The organism is Bacteroides sp. L008, from assembly GCF_040812255.1.
Classification (GTDB): Bacteria; Bacteroidota; Bacteroidia; order Bacteroidales; family Bacteroidaceae; genus Bacteroides; species Bacteroides vicugnae.
The window spans coordinates 612,231-631,972 of record NZ_JBFNXO010000001.1 but is presented as its reverse complement, the minus strand read 5'-3'; the positions used below and the strand labels follow the sequence as shown (position 1 = coordinate 631,972).

Sequence of the window (19,742 nt, the reverse complement as noted above, 5' to 3'; positions counted from 1 at the left end):
ATATTCTTAATCTACCATATTATCTGTCTTCGGTCTTAAGAAATAGATTTGAAGTACCAATGCTACAGCTACCACGATACTCAGCATTGCAAATCCCTGTCCTAAACTTCCTCCGTCTGTCCACTTTCCAAGAACTTCTGTCACGGCAGCTCCCGCAAACACACCGGTCATATTCATAATTCCATAAGCCGTCGCACGATGTTTTGCTGATACAAACTGGCATAGAATAGGCATATTATTTGCGTCAAAGATTCCAAAACCAATACCAAAGAGCAATCCCGCTCCAATCACACTAACAAAACTATGTCCAAACCCAAGCAGGAGCAGAGCCGGTATAGTCATCCCCAAACCGATGGCTCCGGTATAAACACGCCCGCGAATATTTTTTTGTACCCAACGGTCAGATAAGATTCCACCTAAAATAACACCGATAAAAGAAGACACGGCAATTGTTATAGTAGATATCGGTCCCGCTTCGGACATAGGAATATTCAAGCTATCCGCAAACAAAGTCGGAAGCCAATTCTTTGTTGCCCACCCCGGAAGACTGGGAGCCGCAAAATAGAAAAGAATAATCCAAAATGCCCAATTAGTAAACAGCAGGGAAAGCCCACTTATAATGGAAGGTTTCTTCTCTTTAGGAGCATCATCTATTTTTTTGATAGATATATTATGAATAGGATTTTCTTTCAAAAACAATATAAGTACCAAAGAATAAGCAATACCTACAATGCCAAACCAATGAAAAGTAGCCTGCCAAGAAAAAGCGGCAGCAGCCGTAGCCCCAAAACCACCGATAGCCTGCCCGACATACAACCCTGTCATATGAACTCCTACAGCTAAAGAGCGGGATTTTCCCTCATGCCAGTCAGCAATCAACGATAAAGCCGAAGGAATATACAACGCTTCACTGACTCCCATGACAGCACGCAACCAGTAAAGCTCGTGAAAGTTATGAGCATACCCCATTAAAAAAGTAACCGCCGACCAGACAAAAAGACTACCGACCACCAACCATTTACGATTTACCCTATCGGCGATAATTCCCGCAACAGGACTCATAAAACCATATATCCATAAAAATATAGCCATTAAAGCTCCAAAAGCTTCAGCTTTGTTCAACTCTACGATATCTACTTTCATAGCTTCCTGCATCGTAGAAAGCATCTGACGGTCCATATAATTAAGTAGCGCTACTATCCACAGCAGACCGACAACCACCCATGGGTAAATACTTTTGTTTTTCATATAAAGTAATTTTTTATGTTTCACTCGTATTAAATCATTGCAAACATAATACTATTTTTATTTTCCTCCAAACATTTAATTAAATATTTTATTATATATTCGCTTATTTATAAATCACGTAAGAAGATATAATACTTTATATATATCAAAAGGCAGCATCTCATTAATAAGAGACACCACCTTTTCCATGTTATTTTCGATACTACAAAATAAAAACAATAACAATTTATAGCCGTACTTTAGCTATCAATTTACGTATCTTGCCATGACCAATAATCGGGGCATGGGGATCTTCCGGATACACAATTACAAATTGCCCCGGAAGCAGATTAACATAAGTAGTCGGAGTATCTGAATATAAGGCGCACTCGTCCTCTTTAGAATATGCCTTAACCTCTTTTTGTAAGTCCTCCAAGGCTTTCCAACCAATTGTTTCCGCACCTTCCAACAAGATATGCACATCAATATAGTCATGATGTAATTCTAAAACTTGCTTATCAGGAGATACACATTCCAGATTTACATTATTGATAAACAAATTCTCACCATCAATCTCAATACGCCCCAAATCCGTATGAAGCAAATCATGGGTTTTCACATAGTCAAACAAGGGCTTGAACAAAGGGTGGAGCCCTTCGATACGCTGACTGTTTTGCAGATTAGATACGATCATATTTTTCCTTTCATTTATAATTAAATAATAGAAGGGCAAATATAAAAGAAATATTTAATATAACAGACGTTATTAATAAAATTATTAAATATATAGATTCTTGATTTATATATTATTCGTTTTAATACAATATTCAGAAAGAGGGATAAATAAAGCATCTACTAAATTCAAATCAAACAAATCTCCATTAATAAATAAATTTATTATCTTTGCCTCAAACAATAAAGAAGGACTAAGATGAAACAACATTTACTGAAAGAAATAGAAGCAGGAACCAAGAACGCTCTTCTCAAAAAGAAGATTATTACACATTATATATATAATGGTAGTTCTACTATTACAGATTTAGCAAAAGAACTGGATCTCAGTGTCCCGACTGTCACAAAATTCATTAGTGAAATGTGCGAAGAAGGATATATAAACGATTATGGCAAATTGGAGACGAGCGGAGGACGCTACCCCAGCTTATATGGACTAAATCCCGAATCCGGTTATTTTATAGGAGTAGATATTAAAAAGTTTGCCATTAATATAGGACTGATTAATTTCAAAGGCGATATGGTAGAATTAAAAATGAATATCCCTTTTAAATCAGAAAACACTTCACAAGCACTGGAAGAGTTATGCAAACTTATTCTGCAATTTATAAAGAAAGCAGATATAGATAATGATAAAATATTAAATATCAATATAAATGTGTCCGGCAGAGTCAACCCAGAATCTGGATATAGCTTCAGCCAATTTAATTTTGAAGAGAGACCCTTGGCGGAAGTATTAACTGAAAAAATCGGATTCCGGGTAACAATAGACAACGATACACGCGCTATGACTTACGGGGAATATATGAAAGGATGCGTAAAAGGGGAAAAAGACATTATTTTTGTAAACGTCAGTTGGGGATTAGGCATAGGTATTATCATTGATGGGAAAATATATACCGGAAAGTCCGGTTTTTCCGGAGAATTCGGGCATACAAATGTATTTGACAATGAAATCATCTGCCACTGTGGTAAAAAAGGATGCTTGGAAACGGAAGCATCAGGTTCAGCTCTTCATCGAATATTAATAGAACGCATCCAGAAAGGAGAAAGTTCTGTCCTATCCAACCGGATTTTAGCCAAAGAAAATCCTCTTACTTTGGATGAAATTATAGCTACCGTAAACAAGGAAGACCCACTCTGCATTGAAATTGTAGAAGAGATCGGACAAAAACTGGGAAAACAAATTGCAGGGCTAATTAATATATTCAATCCTGAACTGGTAATCATAGGCGGAACCCTATCTTTGACTGACGACTATATCACCCAGCCGATAAAAACAGCAGTACGCAAGTACTCGCTAAATCTAGTCAATAAAGATTCAGCCATTGCGACATCCAAGCTGAAAGACAAAGCCGGTATCATTGGCGCTTGTATGCTGGCACGCAGCCGGATGTTTGAAAGTTGAATTTATCTTCTGCGCTGAGAGAAAAAGTTATCTATAAAACGAACAATATAGACCACGACAACTCCTGCGACGACTAAAACAATAATGCGACTCAACATAAATTTCGTTTTTTATATTTCACATAAATTCCATGTAAAAAAGATACCACACTCATACGAAAGAGATTCTATAGAAAAACAAAACGCTGATTATTAGTCAAATAATCAGCGTTCTAATTTGAGAGCCGCTAGCCAGACTTGAACTGGCGACCTACGCGTTACGAATGCGTTGCTCTACCAACTGAGCTATAGCGGCGTTTGTCTCTCGTTTACGGCGTGCAAAATTACAGCTTTATTTGAGAAAACAAAAAGAATCCGATTATTTTTTGAGCTTATTTTTTAAATCAACTTTTGTTGACGTAATCTAAAACTTTTCTTTGCGCTCAAATTTCCCGTCCTCGGTATAATATTTCCATGTACCTTTCGGTTTATTATTTGCATACTTTCCACGAAGTTTCAAGGTACCATCTTCATAATATTCACGGTAACGGCCGTGACGTTTCCCTTCTTTTACTTCCGCTTCACTCTTCAATGCGCCTTCCGGATAGAACTCCCGCAACACATTCCCTTCAAACTTTTCGACATAGAAACGTTTCAGTTCGCTCATCTGCTCTTTCTCGGTTTCAGCATCTTCGTTCATTTCCTTATCATCTTCATCAGTAGCAATAGCAACGGCAACCTCTTCCGGTTGATATGGGCTATAATCCATCACATACTGCAAAGAAGCCGAGTGATCCTCTCCTATAATCTGCATAGTCCAGTAAGGGAATGAATACAAAACGTCTTTGTTTGATTGTATTTCATTCCATGTGGCAGGATTCATCATCGGTTTCAACTGGGAATAAAACTTGCGCACATCTGTATATAAGAAAATAGTAGAACTTGATTTTAAATATGACAGTGCATTTTCAAAACCCGGATTATTTTTCAATAAATTCTTCTGCTCGTAATCTTCTACAAAAGAAAGTAAAGAAGCAGCTTTATTACTAAAAACTACATAATCGTCAACATAAGTATAGTATGGCTTCTCAAATTTATCAAATAGCTTCCCAAAAAACAAGCGGAAAAAGCCTTTCATCTCGATATAATTAATCTCGAAATCCTTATAATTAGCAGTCTTAATCTTAACCGGAGTACGTCGCTTAATCTTCTTTTCAATGAATTCCATGTTCTTACGGGCATCTTTAATACTTTTAGCCCTGATAGCCAGAATCAGTTCGGGATCATGCCCTAACAAACCTGGTTCGGATTGCGTAATAGCAAACTCTCCTGACATCCAACTCAAGAAGTTTTCTTCCAAAGATATACCGAATAACCCTTCTATCTTTTTCCGGGAACTTTGATAAGAATCATACAACTGTTTATTGTGAACCGACAGTGCATTCTCCAATTCCTTTACAAAAGTTACCGGACTATTGAAACCTATATTCGTATAAAGAGCTGTCCGCCCGGACAGAATCTCATGCGCTTTCATTTTATGTTTTCCCGAATTCAACAAAGCAGTGACATAAGGATCGGCAGAATCTTTTTTCAACGTATATCCTTTCACCTCCATCCTTTCCTTATTCGTATTTAAATAAAGTCCCGCAAAATTCATGGAATTGCTAAACAGATCGATATACTCATTTCTTGTACCTAAATAAATAGACATAAATTGAGGTACACGCGCATAATTGATAAAGACCCTGACAAGCCCCTTACCGGAAACCAACTTCTCTGTTTCAATAAAAGACTGATCAAGCCCGATTTTAGGTTTATTACGAGAATCAATAGCCGACTCGACAAGTCCGGATGTATAAGAACCGACCAAATGATTATCGACAAAAGCAATATAGAAAATATCCCTCGTCTCGGGATCGCGCATTTCAAGGATATTAATGCCATTATGCATCCGGTTAGTCACAGTAAAACCACTCATAACCAATACAGTTTCAACCTGGTCTTTCAATAAGTCCATCTTTGATGTCTTCTGCATATCCAGGATAAGTAGAAAATCCCAATTAGTGGGACGAGTCTTATGGAGCGAAATAAGCATATCCCGCTCACCAACAAGCGACAATAATACCTTATTGCTTTTGACAACGGAATCCAGCTTCTCCACACTTTGCGTCACCTCCTCAAAAGATTTCGCTTTCTTCAGGCATTGCCACGTCTCGCTTCCACTAAACTTCTCCCAATCTTCAATCGGAGCCGATGACTGAATAATAAATGCCGCATCTTCCGGAACCAGATAGATCTGCTGAATATTCCGATCAGGTGAGACAAATAAATAAACCACGGAATATACAACATATACCGCCAAAGCCAATACAGCCACAACTAAAGTTCTCTTCACTATTTTCGAGGTACTTTTTTTCTTCTCCGGGCCTAAATTTTGTTCTTCTTGCCCGCAATTTAATTCATCCATTATTGAGTTGTTATAAACTTGAATGGACAAATATACTAAAAAAACTATTCTGAATAAAACATAAACCATTGACTCGTATCGTAAATATGTACTAACTTTACAGCATGAAAAAGAAATTCCAACTCGAAGTTCCGGGAGGAGCCGATAAAGTCTTACTTCATACCTGTTGTGCTCCTTGTTCATCAGCCATTATTGAATGTATGATGCAACATCACATCACCCCTGTTATCTATTATTGCAATCCTAATATCTATCCGCTGGAAGAGTATATGATAAGAAAAGACGAATGTACACGCTATGCCCAATCATTGGGATTGGAGATAATAGATGCTGATTACGATCATGAAAACTGGCGATGTCATATAGCAGGAATGGAGCAGGAACCCGAAAGAGGAGGACGCTGCCTACGTTGCTTTAAACTACGCTTATTGGAGACCGCCCGTTATGCACACGAACATGGCCTTTCCGTAATAACCACAACGCTTGCTTCCAGTCGTTGGAAAAGTCTGGAGCAGATTAATGAAGCCGGACAATATGCCACTGCTTCATACCCGGATGTCACATACTGGGAGCAGAATTGGCGGAAAGGCGGACTTAGTGAACGACGCATTGCCATCATTAAAGAGTATAACTTCTACAACCAACAATATTGCGGTTGCGAATTCAGCATGAGAAAAGAAGAATAAAACGAACCCGACATCAGCAGCTAACCAATGAATCGAAGTAAAAAAGGTAAAAACAGAAAGCTATTCAAAAAGAAATTACATTCCAATAACAAGTTAGGATGTATCATCGCCATCATTGTGCTCATTCCTATTCTTTTTGGCGTCTATTTGTATTGCCAACAGATTAATATCCAGAAAAATAATGAACTGCAAACCGATGCTTCCCTTCAAATTCCACTTGGCAAAGATCTGGAGACACCCATATCATTAGCTCCCCGGCAAGAACAAATCATCCGGCATAGCGGATATACCGTATCATATAACAAAGATTTAAAGATCCCCAACTGGGTCTCTTACGAATTAACCCGGGAAGAAACCAGAGGAAAAGAAAAAAGAGGCAATCGTTTCATTGCCGATCCATTAGCGACAGGTCCGATTGCCACGAATGCCGACTATACCCGTTCAGGATATGATAAAGGCCACATGGCTCCTGCAGCAGATATGAAATGGAGCCCCGAAGCCATGAAGGAATCATTCTATTTCAGCAATATGTGTCCACAACATCCACAGTTAAACAGAAGAGGGTGGAAAAATCTGGAAGATAAAATCCGGAATTGGGCCATAGCAGATAGTGCCATTATTATTATATGTGGACCTATTATTGAAAAACAGCCTAAAACGATTGGAAAAAATAAAGTCGTAGTACCTCAACAGTTTTTCAAAGTAGTCCTATCCCCTTTTGTCAAACCGATACGGGCCATCAGCTTCTTATTCAACAACGAGCAGGCAGTAGAACCTCTATCTTCATATGTAGTCACAGTGGATAGCATCGAGAGCCTGACTAATATGGATTTCTTTGCCCCCCTGCCCGACGAAATAGAAAACAGGATAGAAGCGGACGCTAATTATTCCTTATGGCCGAACTAACTTGCAAAACTCATTCAGCTGAAACGAATTTATCTCCATACGCCAATAGTATTCTGTTACAACAGTCCTTCACCTTATTATAAAGGGATGCCGTAGCGATTCTAACGGTTTCACACGGTATCATCAAGTAATTCAATTAGTCCCACATATTATGGGAAAGTATTCTTTTATATTGTGGGAAAGTATTCCCACAATATATGGAACTAATGGAGTTACTATACAAAAAAGGAAATACTCTAAAGATCCGGATAAATCAAGAAGGGTGAAACGCAAGATGAAGAAACAGCTTCATAAACCGCACCAAAAGAAAACAAACTTTTGATGCGGCCGCCCTGTGATTCATCATGTAAAGAGAACAATCCTATCCAAATTCTTTTTATCTTTGGCGAACTTTTTAAATATACCTCAAAAGATGAAGAGAAAAAAGAGAAACATTCTATTATCCATTCTAATCGGAGCATTCCTCCTTTGTGCAATTGCCGGAGGCACCTTTTATTACTATCTGTTTGCTCCTCAATTTCATCCATCTAAAACTGTATATATTTATGTAGACCGGGATGATACAGCCGATTCTATCTACCATAAAATAAAAGAATTCGGGCACGTCAATAAGTTCGCCGGATTCCGGTGGATGGCAAAATACAAAGATTTCGATCAGAATATCCATACCGGACGTTATGCCATTCGCCCCAATGACAATGTCTATCATGTATATAGCCGCTTTTCCAGAGGTTATCAGGAAGCGGTCAACCTTACTATCGGAAGTGTCCGGACATTAGACCGGTTAGCACGAAGCATTGGGAAACAACTCATGATAGACTCTGCCGAAATCGCCAGCCAGTTATTCGACTCTACTTTCCAGGCTCAAATGGGATACACAACCATAACACTCCCCAGCCTTTTCATACCTGAAACCTATCAGGTATATTGGGACATGAGCGTAGACGACTTCTTTAAACGAATGAAGAATGAGCACGAACGCTTCTGGAACAAAGAACGTCTGGCACAAGCCACCGCCATCGGCATGACACCGGAAGAAGTCAGCACTCTTGCTTCCATCGTCGAAGAAGAAACCAACAACAATGAAGAAAAGCCAATGGTAGCCGGATTGTATATCAACCGTTTACATCAAGATATGCCTCTGCAGGCAGATCCTACCATCAAATTTGCACTGCAGGATTTCGGTCTGCGCCGAATCACCAATGAGAATTTGAAAGTCAACTCCCCCTATAACACCTATATAAATACCGGACTGCCTCCAGGCCCCATCCGTATCCCTTCTAAAAAGGGAATAGACAGCGTATTGAACTATACCAAACATAACTATATCTACATGTGTGCCAAAGAGGATTTTTCCGGAACTCACAACTTTGCATCCAATTATGCCGACCACATGGCAAATGCAAGAAAATACTGGAAAGCCCTGAATGAAAGAAAGATTTTCAAGTAAATTTGTAATAAAACGAACGGAAAAGCCTATCTTTGCCCGATAGATTAACAAACTGTGATCAACACTAAATAAAAGAAATATATATGAGCAAGCAACTCTTACTTGGCGATGAAGCCATTGCACAAGCTGCACTGGATGCCGGACTTTCTGGTGTTTATGCCTATCCTGGTACTCCTTCAACTGAAATTACGGAATATATTCAAATGGCCCCAATAACGACCGAACAGAATATACACAGCCGTTGGTGTGCCAATGAAAAAACAGCGATGGAAGCTGCGTTGGGTATGTCATTCGTTGGTAAACGGGCATTAGTTTGTATGAAGCACGTAGGTATGAATGTAGCTGCCGACTGTTTTGTCAACTCTGCCGTCACAGGCGTGAAAGGCGGATTGATGGTGATAGCAGCAGACGACCCCAGTATGCACTCTTCGCAGAACGAACAAGACAGCCGTTTCTACGGAGATTTCTCACTGATCCCCATGTACGAACCCAGCAATCAGCAGGAAGCGTATGATATGGTATACAGTGGCTTCGAATTCTCTGAAAAATTGGGCGAACCTATCTTGATGCGTATGGTAACCCGCCTTGCACACTCCCGCTCCGGAGTAGAACGCAAAGCACAAAAACCACAGAATGGCATCTCTTTCAGCGAAGATCCCCGTCAGTTCATCTTGTTGCCGGGAAACGCCCGCAAACGCTACAAAGTATTGCTTGCCCGCCAAGACGAATTTATCAAAGCCTCGGAAGAATCACCTTATAATAAATATACAGATGGTCCTAACAAAAAGTTAGGAATTATCGCTTGCGGTATAGGTTACAATTATCTGATGGAAAACTATCCTGAAGGTTGCGAATATCCGGTACTTAAAATCGGCCAGTACCCATTGCCTAAAAAGCAATTACATCAATTGATTGACTCCTGTGACGAAATCCTCGTTCTGGAAGACGGACAACCATTTGTAGAAAAACAATTGAAAGGTTATCTGGGCATCGGCGTTAAAGTAAAAGGACGCTTGGACGGCACTCTGTCACAGGATGGAGAATTAAATCCGGACTCTGTAGCCCGCGCCGTAGGCAAAGAGAATAAATCGGAATTCGGCATTCCTTCTGTCGTAGAAATGCGTCCGCCTGCACTTTGCGAAGGTTGCGGACATCGCGATATGTATATCACATTAACCGAAGTTCTGAAAGAAGAATACCCATCTCATAAAGTATTCAGCGACATCGGCTGTTACACGCTAGGTGCGAATGCTCCTTTCAATGCAATCAACTCATGCGTAGACATGGGCGCCTCCATCACGATGGCAAAAGGTGCGGCTGACGGAGGTCTTTTCCCGGCTGTAGCTGTCATCGGAGACTCCACATTCACCCATTCCGGAATGACCGGACTATTAGATTGTGTGAACGAGAATGCCAGTGTAACCATCGTCATCTCCGACAATGAAACTACCGCCATGACAGGCGGACAGGACTCTGCCGGAACCGGACGTATCGAAGCGATCTGTGCAGGTATCGGAGTAGATCCGGCTCATATCCGTGTCGTTACTCCGCTGAAGAAAAACTATGAGGAGATGAAGCAAATCATTCGCGAAGAGATCGAATATCGCGGTGTATCTGTCATTATTCCACGCAGAGAGTGTATCCAGACATTAGCACGCAAAAAAAGAAGTAAGTAAGCCATGAAGAAAGACATTATATTATCAGGAGTCGGTGGACAGGGAATTCTGTCTATTGCTACAGTGATCGGCAAAGCTGCCTTGAAAGAAGGATTATATATGAAACAAGCAGAAGTGCACGGAATGAGCCAACGCGGAGGAGATGTTCAATCCAACCTCCGTATCAGCGACCAGCCGATTGCTTCTGACTTGATCCCATCAGGTAAATGCGACCTTATTATTTCATTGGAACCCATGGAAGGATTGCGCTACCTCCCCTATCTTAGCCCTAACGGTTGGTTGGTGACTAACGAAACTCCGTTTGTCAATATCCCCAATTATCCGGAAACAGACAAAGTAATGGCAGAAATCAATAAGCTACCTCACAAAATTGTGTTGAACGTAGACAAAGTAGCCAAAGAAGTAGGCTCCGCCCGTGTTGCCAACATTGTCTTATTGGGAGCAACGATTCCATTCCTCGGCATCAATTACGAGAAAGTGCAAGACAGCATCCGGGAAATCTTCCAGCGCAAGGGAGAAGCAATTGTAGAAATGAATCTTAAAGCATTGGCCGCCGGCAAGGAAATTGCAGAAAAGCTAATGTAATAACAGACATTATCATGAGTACACAATACTGGGAAGAAGAACTAGAAACCATGAGCCGGGAGAAGTTGCAGGAATTACAACTTCGACGGCTCAAGAAAACAATCAATATAGCTGCGAACTCCCCATATTACAAAGAAGTTTTCAGCAAACATGGCATCACAGCAGATAGCATACAATCATTAGACGATATCCGCAAATTGCCCTTTACTACCAAAGCCGATATGCGTGCCCACTATCCTTTCGGGCTGGTAGCAGGTGATATGAGCAATGATGGTGTACGTATTCACTCTTCCAGTGGTACTACCGGAAACCCGACAGTTATTGTTCACTCACAGCACGATCTCGACTCCTGGGCCAACCTGGTAGCCCGTTGCCTATACGCAGTAGGAATACGCAAGACCGACGTCTTCCAAAACAGCTCCGGATATGGTATGTTTACAGGGGGGTTAGGCTTCCAATACGGTGCAGAACGCCTGGGCTGCCTGACAGTTCCCGCTGCAGCAGGAAACAGTAAACGACAGATTAAATTCATCAACGACTTTAAGACTACCGCTTTACATGCTATCCCCAGCTATGCCATCCGCCTTGCCGAAGTCTTTCAGGAAGAAGGACTTGATCCCAAAGGAACCACACTGAAAACGCTGGTTATCGGTGCCGAACCTCACACCGACGAACAACGCCGGAAAATAGAAAAGATGCTGGGCGTAAAAGCATACAACAGCTTCGGTATGACAGAAATGAACGGCCCCGGCGTTGCTTTCGAATGTCAGGAACAAAACGGAATGCACTTCTGGGAAGACTGTTATCTGGTAGAAATTATCGATCCGGAAACAGGAGAACCCGTTCAGGAAGGAGAAATCGGAGAATTAGTGCTTACAACTCTCGACCGTGAGATGATGCCGTTAATCCGCTATCGCACCCGCGACTTAACCCGTATTCTTCCGGGGAAATGCCCCTGCGGCCGCACGCACATCCGTATCGACCGTATCAAGGGACGCAGTGATGATATGTTCATTATCAAGGGAGTAAATATCTTCCCGATGCAAGTAGAAAAGATACTCGTACAATTCCCCGAATTAGGCAGCAATTACCTGATTACACTGGAAACGGTCAACAACCAAGACGAGATGATCGTCGAAGTAGAATTAAGCGACCTTTCCACTGACAATTATATTGAACTGGAGAAGATCCGCAAGGATATAACCCGCCAATTAAAGGATGAAATATTGGTGACTCCCAAAGTTAAACTGGTAAAAAAAGGCTCTCTCCCACAAAGCGAAGGAAAAGCCGTCCGAGTGAAAGACTTAAGAGACAACAAGTAACGATTCAAAATTCCATGTGCTAATATACCAACCGCTGTTCACCATGCGGAATGGAATATTAGCACATTATTTAATTAATATCATACAGCATGCAATTACTTAAAAAAAGAATTCTGCAAGACGGAAAGTGCTACGAAGGAGGTATCCTGAAAGTAGACGGTTTTATTAATCATCAAATGGACCCTGTCCTGATGAAATCAATTGGAGTTGAGTTTGTCCGTCGTTTTGCAGCCACAAACGTAAATAAGATTATGACGATCGAAGCCAGCGGTATCGCTCCTGCTATCATGACAGGCTACCTGATGGATTTACCAGTTGTATTTGCAAAGAAAAAGTCTCCTAAAACCATCCAGAATGCACTAAGCACTACCGTGCACTCATTCACCAAAGACCGTGATTATGAAGTCGTTATCAGTGCAGATTTTCTCACTCCGAACGACAATGTTCTTTTCGTGGATGACTTTCTCGCATATGGAAATGCCGCATTGGGCATTATTGACCTCATCAAGCAATCCGGAGCAAATCTGGTAGGAATGGGCTTCATTATTGAAAAAGCCTTCCAAAATGGCCGTAAAATGCTCGAGGAACAAGGTGTCAGAGTAGAAAGTCTGGCCATCATTGAAGACTTATCCAACTGCTGTATTAAAATCAAAGACGAGTAGATTGATTGGGGTTGAAATACTGCCCCTTATCTTTCGTCCTTTTTCCATATTGCACCGCATGCTGCGGACAAACATGATAACATGCCAGGCATGAGGTGCAATCCATTCCCCAAACAGGCCTTCCGTCCACAACTTTAACATTCTCCACCGGACAAATCTTCTCACAACGCTTGCACCCAATACAAGCATCAGTAGCATAAAAATGCTTGGGAGACATCTGAAAACGATTAAACAACGGATTTATAATCCTCGTCTTGATAAAAGGCATACTCCCTTCATGACAGAGAAACATCTCTTCCCTCTTACTTATCAAAGCATTTATTTTACTGACAGTCGAAACAGCCTCCGCTAGTTTTTTCTCTTCCAACTCTTTATTATCCACGTCAAAACCGGGAAGCAAGACATAATTATTAGGCATAGTCACCGAAAAACCAGCGTGACATTCCCAACCTTTACTCTTCAATGCCTTCGCCAGCACTTGCTGGATAAGCCCGGTATCATCACCACAGGAACAAACAAAAAACAAATATTGTCCTTTATATCCCTTTAAAGAAAGTTGTCGAACAAAGTTCAATACAATTTCAGGAGGTCCCCACGAATAGATAGGAAATACAAAGCCGATCTTTTCATCTGCCTGCAAACTAAACTCCAATGCTCCATTCTTTAGCGCATCGGGAATAAAAACCAACTCTTCTTTTTGCTCTTTGGAAAGCTGATTTGCAATCCACTTAGAATTACCTGTACCGGAGAAATAAAATATCATAGAAAAGTATATAAAAAAAAGCCGCATCGACGATGTGATGAAACTCTGATAGAACAAGATTTGAGCGCTCGCCCTCTTTGTAATCCACCGGCTTAAAGCTGTCCCGAAGGATGTGGCCCGCCATTGAAGAACGAAGCTTTCTCGGTGCATCAGATTAATTTGAAGAGTTTCCCGATCCAGTCGATACGGCTAATATTTTTGTATCACAAATGTAATAAGAATCTATGAGACTAACAAGAAAAAAAAGGAATTTGTTTACCTACTAACATTTTTTTCACTCCCTTTTATCCGCCTAACAAAAGAAAAGTGTCAGTTACTGGCTTAGTAACTGACACTTTGTAACTCGTAAACTATTGATGCTTAAGCAGCTTTAGCCTTAGCAACTACAGCTTTGAAAGCTTCCGGGTGATTCATAGCTAAATCAGCCAAAACCTTACGGTTTATTTCAATACCGGCTTTGTGCAGACCGCCCATCAATTTAGAATAAGACATTCCTTCAAGACGTGCAGCAGCGTTGATACGTTGTATCCAAAGAGCGCGGAAGTTTCTTTTCTTATTTCTACGGTCACGGAACGCGTAAGTCAAACCCTTTTCCCAAGTGTTTTTAGCTACGGTCCATACATTCTTTCTTGCACCAAAGTAACCTCTGGTCAATTTCAAAATTTTCTTTCTTCTTGCTTTTGAAGCAACATGATTTACTGATCTTGGCATAGTTTTACTTTTTTTGAATGTTAGCGCCGCTACTTCACGCAGCGAACTTCAGGCTAATGCATTCGGTTAATACTTTAATAATACTTTTACGCTTTTGATTACTTCATTGCTAAGAGTTCCTTAACCTGGCTTACATTTGTTGTATCAACAGTTGTAGAGTAGCACAGATTTCTTTTTCTCTTCTTGGATTTCTTAGTCAAAATGTGACTGTGAAAAGCGTGCTTTCTTTTGATTTTACCTGTTCCGGTAAGGGTAAACCTTTTTTTAGAACCGGAGTTAGTCTTCATCTTTGGCATCTTACTTGTTTTTAAATTATTAAATATATAATGGCAACGCACTATACCTGCGCGTTACGCATCCTTTTCTTATTCTTCGCTCGTTTCCGGCTTCTCTGCTTTTTGTGCAGGAGCAGCAGGTTTCGGTGCTCCGGCTGTTGCAGGCTTTTTAGGAGCTTCTTTCTTCTTCGGAGAAAGCTGTATAGTCATACGCTTACCTTCCAGTATCGGCATCTGATCTACTTTAGCATAGTCTTCCAAATCATTCGCAAAACGAAGCAACAATACTTCACCTTGTTCCTTAAAAAGGATAGAACGACCTTTAAAGAATACATAAGCCTTCACCTTATCACCGTCTTCCAAGAATCCTTTAGCATGCTTCAACTTAAAGTTGTAATCATGGTCATCTGTCTGGGGACCAAAACGAATCTCCTTCACATTTACCTTCACCTGCTTCGCTTTCTGTTCCTTCTGACGTTTCTTTAATTGATAAAGAAATTTAGAATAATCAATAATACGACAAACAGGGGGTTGAGCATTAGGAGAAATTTCCACTAAATCCAATTCTTTTTCTTCAGCCATTTTCAGAGCCTGAAAGATTGGATATACTTTCGGTTCAATATCATCGCTTACTATGCGAACTTCCTTGGCACGAATCTGTTCATTGATTCTGTATTGCCCTTTTAGAGTGTCATTCTTCATTAAAAACGTTTACTTCCTGGTTTGATCTTTTTATTGTTATACTAAATATTTTATTCTGAAACGGCTGCAAAGTTACCATTTATTTATCATATTCTGAACTTCTTCGTTCAAAATTTTAGCAAATTCTTCAAATTTCATGGTTCCTTTGTCACCTTCGCCTTGTCTACGAACAGAAACTTCACCATTTTCAGCTTCTTTTTCACCGACAATCAGCATATAAGGAATGCGTTTCATTTCATTATCACGAATCTTACGACCGATCTTCTCGTTACGATCATCTACAATCGCACGGATTTCGTGTATTTTCAGATACATCTTCACCTGCTCTGCATATTCATTGAACTTCTCACTGATCGGCAGAATAACTACCTGTTCCGGTGTCAGCCACAATGGGAATCTACCGGCAGTGTGCTCAATCAATACGGCAACAAAACGTTCCATTGATCCGAACGGAGCGCGGTGAATCATCACCGGACGGTGCTTCTGATTATCAGAGCCCATATACTCAAGTTCAAAGCGTTCCGGCAAGTTGTAGTCAACCTGAATTGTACCCAGCTGCCAACGACGACCAATAGCGTCTTTCACCATAAAGTCGAGCTTAGGACCATAAAAAGCAGCTTCTCCATACTCAATCTTAGCAGGCAAGCCCTTCTCCGCACAAGCCTCGATAATAGCCTGTTCCGCTTTTTCCCAGTTATCATCGCTACCAATATACTTTTCACGGTTCACCTTATCACGCAAAGATATCTGTGCTTCAAAATTCTGGAAATCCATAGAACGGAACACAATAGATATAATATCCATCACACGAAGGAACTCATCTTTCACCTGTTCCGGACGACAGAAGATATGCGCATCATCCTGCGTAAAGCTACGAACACGAGTTAAACCATGTAACTCTCCACTTTGTTCATAACGACAAACCGTACCAAATTCAGCTATACGCAACGGAAGGTCTTTATAAGAACGTGGGAAGTTCTTGTAAATCTCACAGTGGTGAGGACAGTTCATTGGTTTCAAGAAATACTCTTCCCCCTCTTCCGGAGTATGGATAGGTTGGAAGGCATCCTTGCCATATTTTGCATAGTGGCCCGAAGTCACATACAGCAACTTATTACCGATTGGCGGAGTAATCACCTCCTGATAATCGTAACGTGTCTGGATACGACGCAAGAACTCCTGCAGACGCAAACGCAATGCAGTACCTTTCGGCAACCACATAGGAAGCCCCTTACCTACAGTTTCGGAGAACATAAACAACTGCATCTCCTTACCGATCTTACGATGATCACGCTTCTTCGCCTCTTCCAACAACACCAGATACTCATCCAGCATTTTCTTCTTCGGGAACGTGATACCATAAATACGTGTCAACATCTTACGGTCTTCATGACCACGCCAGTAAGCACCAGCCACAGAAGTTAATTTAATAGCCTTGATCGGAGCAGTCGTCATCAAGTGAGGACCACGGCAAAGGTCAGTAAACGCACCCTGTGTATAAGTCGTAATGTGTCCGTCTTCCAGTTCGGAAATCAATTCACATTTATATGTTTCGCCACGATCACCAAACATTTTCAGAGCATCCGTTTTTGCGATGCTTTTTCTGACTACGTCTTCTTTCTTTGCAGCCAGTTCCAACATTTTAGCTTCAATGGCAGGAAGGTCACTTTCTTTTATTACCGCCTCACCCGGATCCACATCATAGTAGAATCCGTTTTCAATAGCCGGTCCGATACCAAACTGGATACCCGGATAAAGTTCCTGCAAAGCTTCCGCCAACAAGTGTGCACTTGTATGCCAGAATGCATGCTTACCTTCTTCATCATCCCATTTATAAAGAACAAAATTAGCATCTTCATTAATAGGACGTCCTAAATCATAAGTCTCGCCGTTCACGCCACATGCCAGCACTTCCTGTGCCAGACGCGAGCTGATACTTTCAGCAATCTGTAAACCGTTCACTCCTTCGTTATACTCACGAACGGAGCCATCGGGAAATGTTATCTTTATCATAATATGATGATGTTATATTTTCATAATTTGAACGCAAAAGTAACTAAATCTTTTGAGTTTTCTGTTTTTTATCAAAAAAATGTTATTCCGATTGATCCGTAAAACGTTTGATAACATTATAAGCGGAAACAATCCCCAACTCACCGGCTTTACTCAAATCTGAAATACCCAGCTTATTATTTCCTAAAAAAATATGAGTCAGTCCACGGTTGAAATAAGCATCCGCAAAATCAGGATTCAGCTCAATCGCCTTATCGTAGTCGATAATTGCGGCACGGTAATCTTTCAACATAGCAGAAACATTAGCACGATTATAATATGCGTATACAAAGTCCGGAGCCAGATTAATCACCTTATCCAAGTCTTTTCTGACCACTTCATAATCTACCGCAGTAATCTCTTTACGCTTATTATCACCCGGAACAACATCTGTTTCGACAGCTTGTTCAGCCTTCTGATATTCCAACTGTTTACAACGGATCAGTGCACGCATAAAATATGCCGGGAAGAAATCACCATCCAGCAAGATCGTCTGGGTCAAATCGGAAACCGCACTCGAGAAATCCTGCACCAGATAAAAATCAATCGCACGGGCAAAACGTTTCGAAGCATTCTTATCATCTTCCACAATCGCCGATGTATGCGTATCAATCAAGGCAAAATGAACTTTCACCTGTTCTTCCGTCAACGGAGCTTCCATATTTGTGATACGAAGACGTTTCGGAAGTATACCTGTACGGTTCATGTCTTCAATATATTTGTGGAAGTTCACCGAACGCTTCACGTCACTCATCTTCTCATAATAAGTCAAAGCGAACATCGGTTCCAGCGTTATATTTACGTTCTTATCCTGCACACGACCACGATAATCACTTGTATAGCGTTGTTCGGCTTCAGAATCATCCGCAATCACTATCTTACGATAGTTATTCATATTCTTATCGGATTTCTTACGGGTCTTCTCTCCGCCTTCCTCCTCATTTTCCTTATCCTTGTTCTGCGCTACATCTTTATTTGTCACACCATTCTGCTTGTCGATCTGCGCCTTCATGACCTTAAACTCGTCCTGCTCCGCACCCTTCTTATCTCCAATCTTTCTGCGAGCTTCCGAACGCTGATAATATCCGGCCAAGAAGTTCGGATACTGATTGATAACGGTGGTGTAATCTTGTATAGCTCCGCGATAATCACCCGTTTGCGCGCGAAGCAAACCACGGTTAAAGACAGCCATCATATTATCCGGTTCCATCTTGATGACAAAGTCGAAGTCTTCGATAGCCCGGTTATCATCTCCTACCTGTGCACGTAACAATCCGCGGTTATAATGACCGATAAAGTTATTCGGGTCAATATCCAATGCCAGATCATAATCGCTCATGGCCCCTCTTAAATTATTCTGATGAAAGCGTGCCAATGCACGGTTTATATAATTTCCTGCATTCTTAGCACTCAACGGAATAGCACGGTTGAAATCCGCTTCTGCTTCCGCATACTTAGCCTGCTGTAATTTAACAATCGCTCTTGCAGCCCAAGCATCCGGATCATATTTATCCAGTTCAAGCGCCTTATTGAAGTCATTCAAGGCAGCAATTGTATCTTTCTGTTGCAAAGACACTTCCCCCCTCATCAAATAAGCACGGGTATAGCGTGGAGACACCTTCAACAAGCTTTCCAAATCCTCTTTCGCAGAATTATAATCCTTCTTCTGGATATGAGATAATGTCAGGTTATGCCATAAGGTAATATTCTCCGGATCATAATGCAATGCTTTCTTATAATCCTCAATCGCCCCATCAAATTTACTCTGACGAATCCTTGCCAAACCACGAATCTGATAAGCACCTACCACAAACGGATTGCGTTGGATAGCTGCATCACAGTCCGCTTCAGCACCCTGAAAATCCTCCAGATTCAGTTTGGCCAATGCCCTGAAGAAATAAGGTTCATACAGATAAGGCTTAGCGTTAATGACCTGGTTAAAGTACTGAATAGAAAGCACATAGTCCTCAAAATAAAGAGCATTTCGGGCAATAGTCATCACCCGATCCGTATTTATTTGAGCACACACCAGCGTTGGGAACAGTAATAAAACTGTTAAGATTCTTTTTACCATTGATATTTTATGCTTGTAAACGAAGCAAAAATAATGCTTTTCGCTTACTTAACAGGGATATAAACG

At 41.0% G+C, this 19,742-nt stretch carries 17 protein-coding genes and 1 tRNA gene; 8 read left to right on the top strand and 10 right to left on the bottom strand.

Annotation, left to right across the window (positions count from 1 at the left end):
• Positions 1-6: 6 nt before the first annotated feature.
• Both AB3G73_RS02530 and AB3G73_RS02525 read right to left on the bottom strand, forming a co-directional pair.
• Positions 7-1,248, bottom strand: a complete 1,242-nt coding sequence (locus AB3G73_RS02530; protein WP_009039360.1) for an MFS transporter — start codon at positions 1,246-1,248, stop codon at positions 7-9.
• Between the two features lie 226 nt (positions 1,249-1,474).
• A complete protein-coding gene (locus AB3G73_RS02525) occupies positions 1,475-1,921 on the bottom strand; it encodes a YhcH/YjgK/YiaL family protein (RefSeq protein WP_009039359.1) in 447 nt (148 codons plus the stop codon).
• Between the two features lie 237 nt (positions 1,922-2,158).
• Between AB3G73_RS02525 and AB3G73_RS02520 the strand changes: the two genes are divergently transcribed.
• Positions 2,159-3,367 carry an ROK family transcriptional regulator gene (locus AB3G73_RS02520; RefSeq protein ID WP_009039358.1) on the top strand — a complete coding sequence of 403 codons (1,209 nt, stop codon included), beginning with the start codon at positions 2,159-2,161 and terminating at the stop codon, positions 3,365-3,367.
• A 221-nt stretch (positions 3,368-3,588) separates the two neighbouring features.
• On the opposite strand, the gene AB3G73_RS02515 is transcribed toward AB3G73_RS02520, so the two are convergent.
• Both AB3G73_RS02515 and AB3G73_RS02510 read right to left on the bottom strand, forming a co-directional pair.
• A tRNA-Thr gene (locus AB3G73_RS02515) sits at positions 3,589-3,661 on the bottom strand.
• A gap of 108 nt (positions 3,662-3,769) precedes the next feature.
• On the bottom strand, positions 3,770-5,812 hold the full coding sequence (locus AB3G73_RS02510; RefSeq protein WP_367742392.1) for a toxin-antitoxin system YwqK family antitoxin: 2,043 nt from the start codon (positions 5,810-5,812) through the stop codon (positions 3,770-3,772).
• 104 nt (positions 5,813-5,916) lie between these two features.
• On the opposite strand from AB3G73_RS02510, the gene AB3G73_RS02505 reads away from it, so the two are divergent.
• From AB3G73_RS02505 to xpt, 7 genes are all read left to right on the top strand, one after another.
• The gene (locus tag AB3G73_RS02505; RefSeq protein WP_004297549.1) at positions 5,917-6,498 is read left to right on the top strand and encodes an epoxyqueuosine reductase QueH; all 582 of its coding nucleotides are present in this window, start codon (positions 5,917-5,919) and stop codon (positions 6,496-6,498) included.
• A 27-nt stretch (positions 6,499-6,525) separates the two neighbouring features.
• Positions 6,526-7,404: a DNA/RNA non-specific endonuclease gene (locus AB3G73_RS02500; protein WP_367742384.1), complete on the top strand. Its 879-nt coding sequence runs from the start codon at positions 6,526-6,528 to the stop codon at positions 7,402-7,404.
• A gap of 412 nt (positions 7,405-7,816) precedes the next feature.
• A complete protein-coding gene (gene mltG, locus AB3G73_RS02495; RefSeq protein WP_074637065.1) occupies positions 7,817-8,854 on the top strand; it encodes an endolytic transglycosylase MltG in 1,038 nt (345 codons plus the stop codon).
• Positions 8,855-8,937: 83 nt separating this feature from the next.
• Positions 8,938-10,530: a thiamine pyrophosphate-dependent enzyme gene (locus AB3G73_RS02490; protein WP_217722784.1), complete on the top strand. Its 1,593-nt coding sequence runs from the start codon at positions 8,938-8,940 to the stop codon at positions 10,528-10,530.
• 3 nt (positions 10,531-10,533) lie between these two features.
• Positions 10,534-11,115 (top strand): indolepyruvate oxidoreductase subunit beta, encoded by a 582-nt coding sequence (locus tag AB3G73_RS02485; protein WP_148366351.1) that lies wholly within the window; start codon positions 10,534-10,536, stop codon positions 11,113-11,115.
• Between the two features lie 14 nt (positions 11,116-11,129).
• Positions 11,130-12,437, top strand: coding sequence for a phenylacetate--CoA ligase (locus AB3G73_RS02480; RefSeq protein ID WP_148366349.1), 1,308 nt, complete (start codon positions 11,130-11,132; stop codon positions 12,435-12,437).
• An 89-nt stretch (positions 12,438-12,526) separates the two neighbouring features.
• Entirely contained in the window at positions 12,527-13,099 is a 573-nt protein-coding gene (xpt, locus tag AB3G73_RS02475; protein WP_008999223.1) for a xanthine phosphoribosyltransferase, read from the top strand.
• On the opposite strand, the gene AB3G73_RS02470 is transcribed toward xpt, so the two are convergent.
• The 6 genes from AB3G73_RS02470 to AB3G73_RS02445 all read right to left on the bottom strand — a co-directional run bounded on the left by AB3G73_RS02470 (position 13,086) and on the right by AB3G73_RS02445 (position 19,676).
• On the bottom strand, positions 13,086-13,862 hold the full coding sequence (locus AB3G73_RS02470; protein ID WP_367742367.1) for an EFR1 family ferrodoxin: 777 nt from the start codon (positions 13,860-13,862) through the stop codon (positions 13,086-13,088). The two genes, xpt and AB3G73_RS02470, sit on opposite strands and share 14 nt — an antisense overlap.
• A gap of 360 nt (positions 13,863-14,222) precedes the next feature.
• Positions 14,223-14,573: a 50S ribosomal protein L20 gene (rplT, locus tag AB3G73_RS02465; protein ID WP_004297540.1), complete on the bottom strand. Its 351-nt coding sequence runs from the start codon at positions 14,571-14,573 to the stop codon at positions 14,223-14,225.
• A 98-nt stretch (positions 14,574-14,671) separates the two neighbouring features.
• Positions 14,672-14,869, bottom strand: coding sequence for a 50S ribosomal protein L35 (rpmI, locus tag AB3G73_RS02460; RefSeq protein ID WP_004297539.1), 198 nt, complete (start codon positions 14,867-14,869; stop codon positions 14,672-14,674).
• A gap of 69 nt (positions 14,870-14,938) precedes the next feature.
• Complete coding sequence (gene infC / locus AB3G73_RS02455; RefSeq protein ID WP_004307244.1) at positions 14,939-15,550, bottom strand: translation initiation factor IF-3; 612 nt, start codon at positions 15,548-15,550, stop codon at positions 14,939-14,941.
• A 72-nt stretch (positions 15,551-15,622) separates the two neighbouring features.
• On the bottom strand, positions 15,623-17,563 hold the full coding sequence (gene thrS, locus AB3G73_RS02450; protein ID WP_195650686.1) for a threonine--tRNA ligase: 1,941 nt from the start codon (positions 17,561-17,563) through the stop codon (positions 15,623-15,625).
• 82 nt (positions 17,564-17,645) lie between these two features.
• Positions 17,646-19,676 carry a tetratricopeptide repeat protein gene (locus AB3G73_RS02445; protein WP_148366344.1) on the bottom strand — a complete coding sequence of 677 codons (2,031 nt, stop codon included), beginning with the start codon at positions 19,674-19,676 and terminating at the stop codon, positions 17,646-17,648.
• Between the last annotated feature and the right edge of the window lie 66 nt (positions 19,677-19,742).

Bases quoted from the DNA above. Each gene is read 5' to 3' on its own strand.
- AB3G73_RS02445 (WP_148366344.1), bottom strand. From the start codon at position 19,676: ATGGTAAAAAGAATCTTAACAGTTTTATTACTGTTCCCAACGCTGGTG.
- AB3G73_RS02520 (WP_009039358.1), top strand. From the start codon at position 2,159: ATGAAACAACATTTACTGAAAGAAATAGAAGCAGGAACCAAGAACGCT.
- mltG (WP_074637065.1), top strand. From the start codon at position 7,817: ATGAAGAGAAAAAAGAGAAACATTCTATTATCCATTCTAATCGGAGCA.
- AB3G73_RS02485 (WP_148366351.1), top strand. From the start codon at position 10,534: ATGAAGAAAGACATTATATTATCAGGAGTCGGTGGACAGGGAATTCTG.
- AB3G73_RS02525 (WP_009039359.1), bottom strand. From the start codon at position 1,921: ATGATCGTATCTAATCTGCAAAACAGTCAGCGTATCGAAGGGCTCCAC.
- AB3G73_RS02500 (WP_367742384.1), top strand. From the start codon at position 6,526: ATGAATCGAAGTAAAAAAGGTAAAAACAGAAAGCTATTCAAAAAGAAA.
- infC (WP_004307244.1), bottom strand. From the start codon at position 15,550: ATGAAGAATGACACTCTAAAAGGGCAATACAGAATCAATGAACAGATT.
- AB3G73_RS02510 (WP_367742392.1), bottom strand. From the start codon at position 5,812: ATGGATGAATTAAATTGCGGGCAAGAAGAACAAAATTTAGGCCCGGAG.
- AB3G73_RS02505 (WP_004297549.1), top strand. From the start codon at position 5,917: ATGAAAAAGAAATTCCAACTCGAAGTTCCGGGAGGAGCCGATAAAGTC.
- rplT (WP_004297540.1), bottom strand. From the start codon at position 14,573: ATGCCAAGATCAGTAAATCATGTTGCTTCAAAAGCAAGAAGAAAGAAA.
- rpmI (WP_004297539.1), bottom strand. From the start codon at position 14,869: ATGCCAAAGATGAAGACTAACTCCGGTTCTAAAAAAAGGTTTACCCTT.
- AB3G73_RS02470 (WP_367742367.1), bottom strand. From the start codon at position 13,862: ATGATATTTTATTTCTCCGGTACAGGTAATTCTAAGTGGATTGCAAAT.
- AB3G73_RS02490 (WP_217722784.1), top strand. From the start codon at position 8,938: ATGAGCAAGCAACTCTTACTTGGCGATGAAGCCATTGCACAAGCTGCA.
- AB3G73_RS02530 (WP_009039360.1), bottom strand. From the start codon at position 1,248: ATGAAAAACAAAAGTATTTACCCATGGGTGGTTGTCGGTCTGCTGTGG.
- thrS (WP_195650686.1), bottom strand. From the start codon at position 17,563: ATGATAAAGATAACATTTCCCGATGGCTCCGTTCGTGAGTATAACGAA.
- xpt (WP_008999223.1), top strand. From the start codon at position 12,527: ATGCAATTACTTAAAAAAAGAATTCTGCAAGACGGAAAGTGCTACGAA.
- AB3G73_RS02480 (WP_148366349.1), top strand. From the start codon at position 11,130: ATGAGTACACAATACTGGGAAGAAGAACTAGAAACCATGAGCCGGGAG.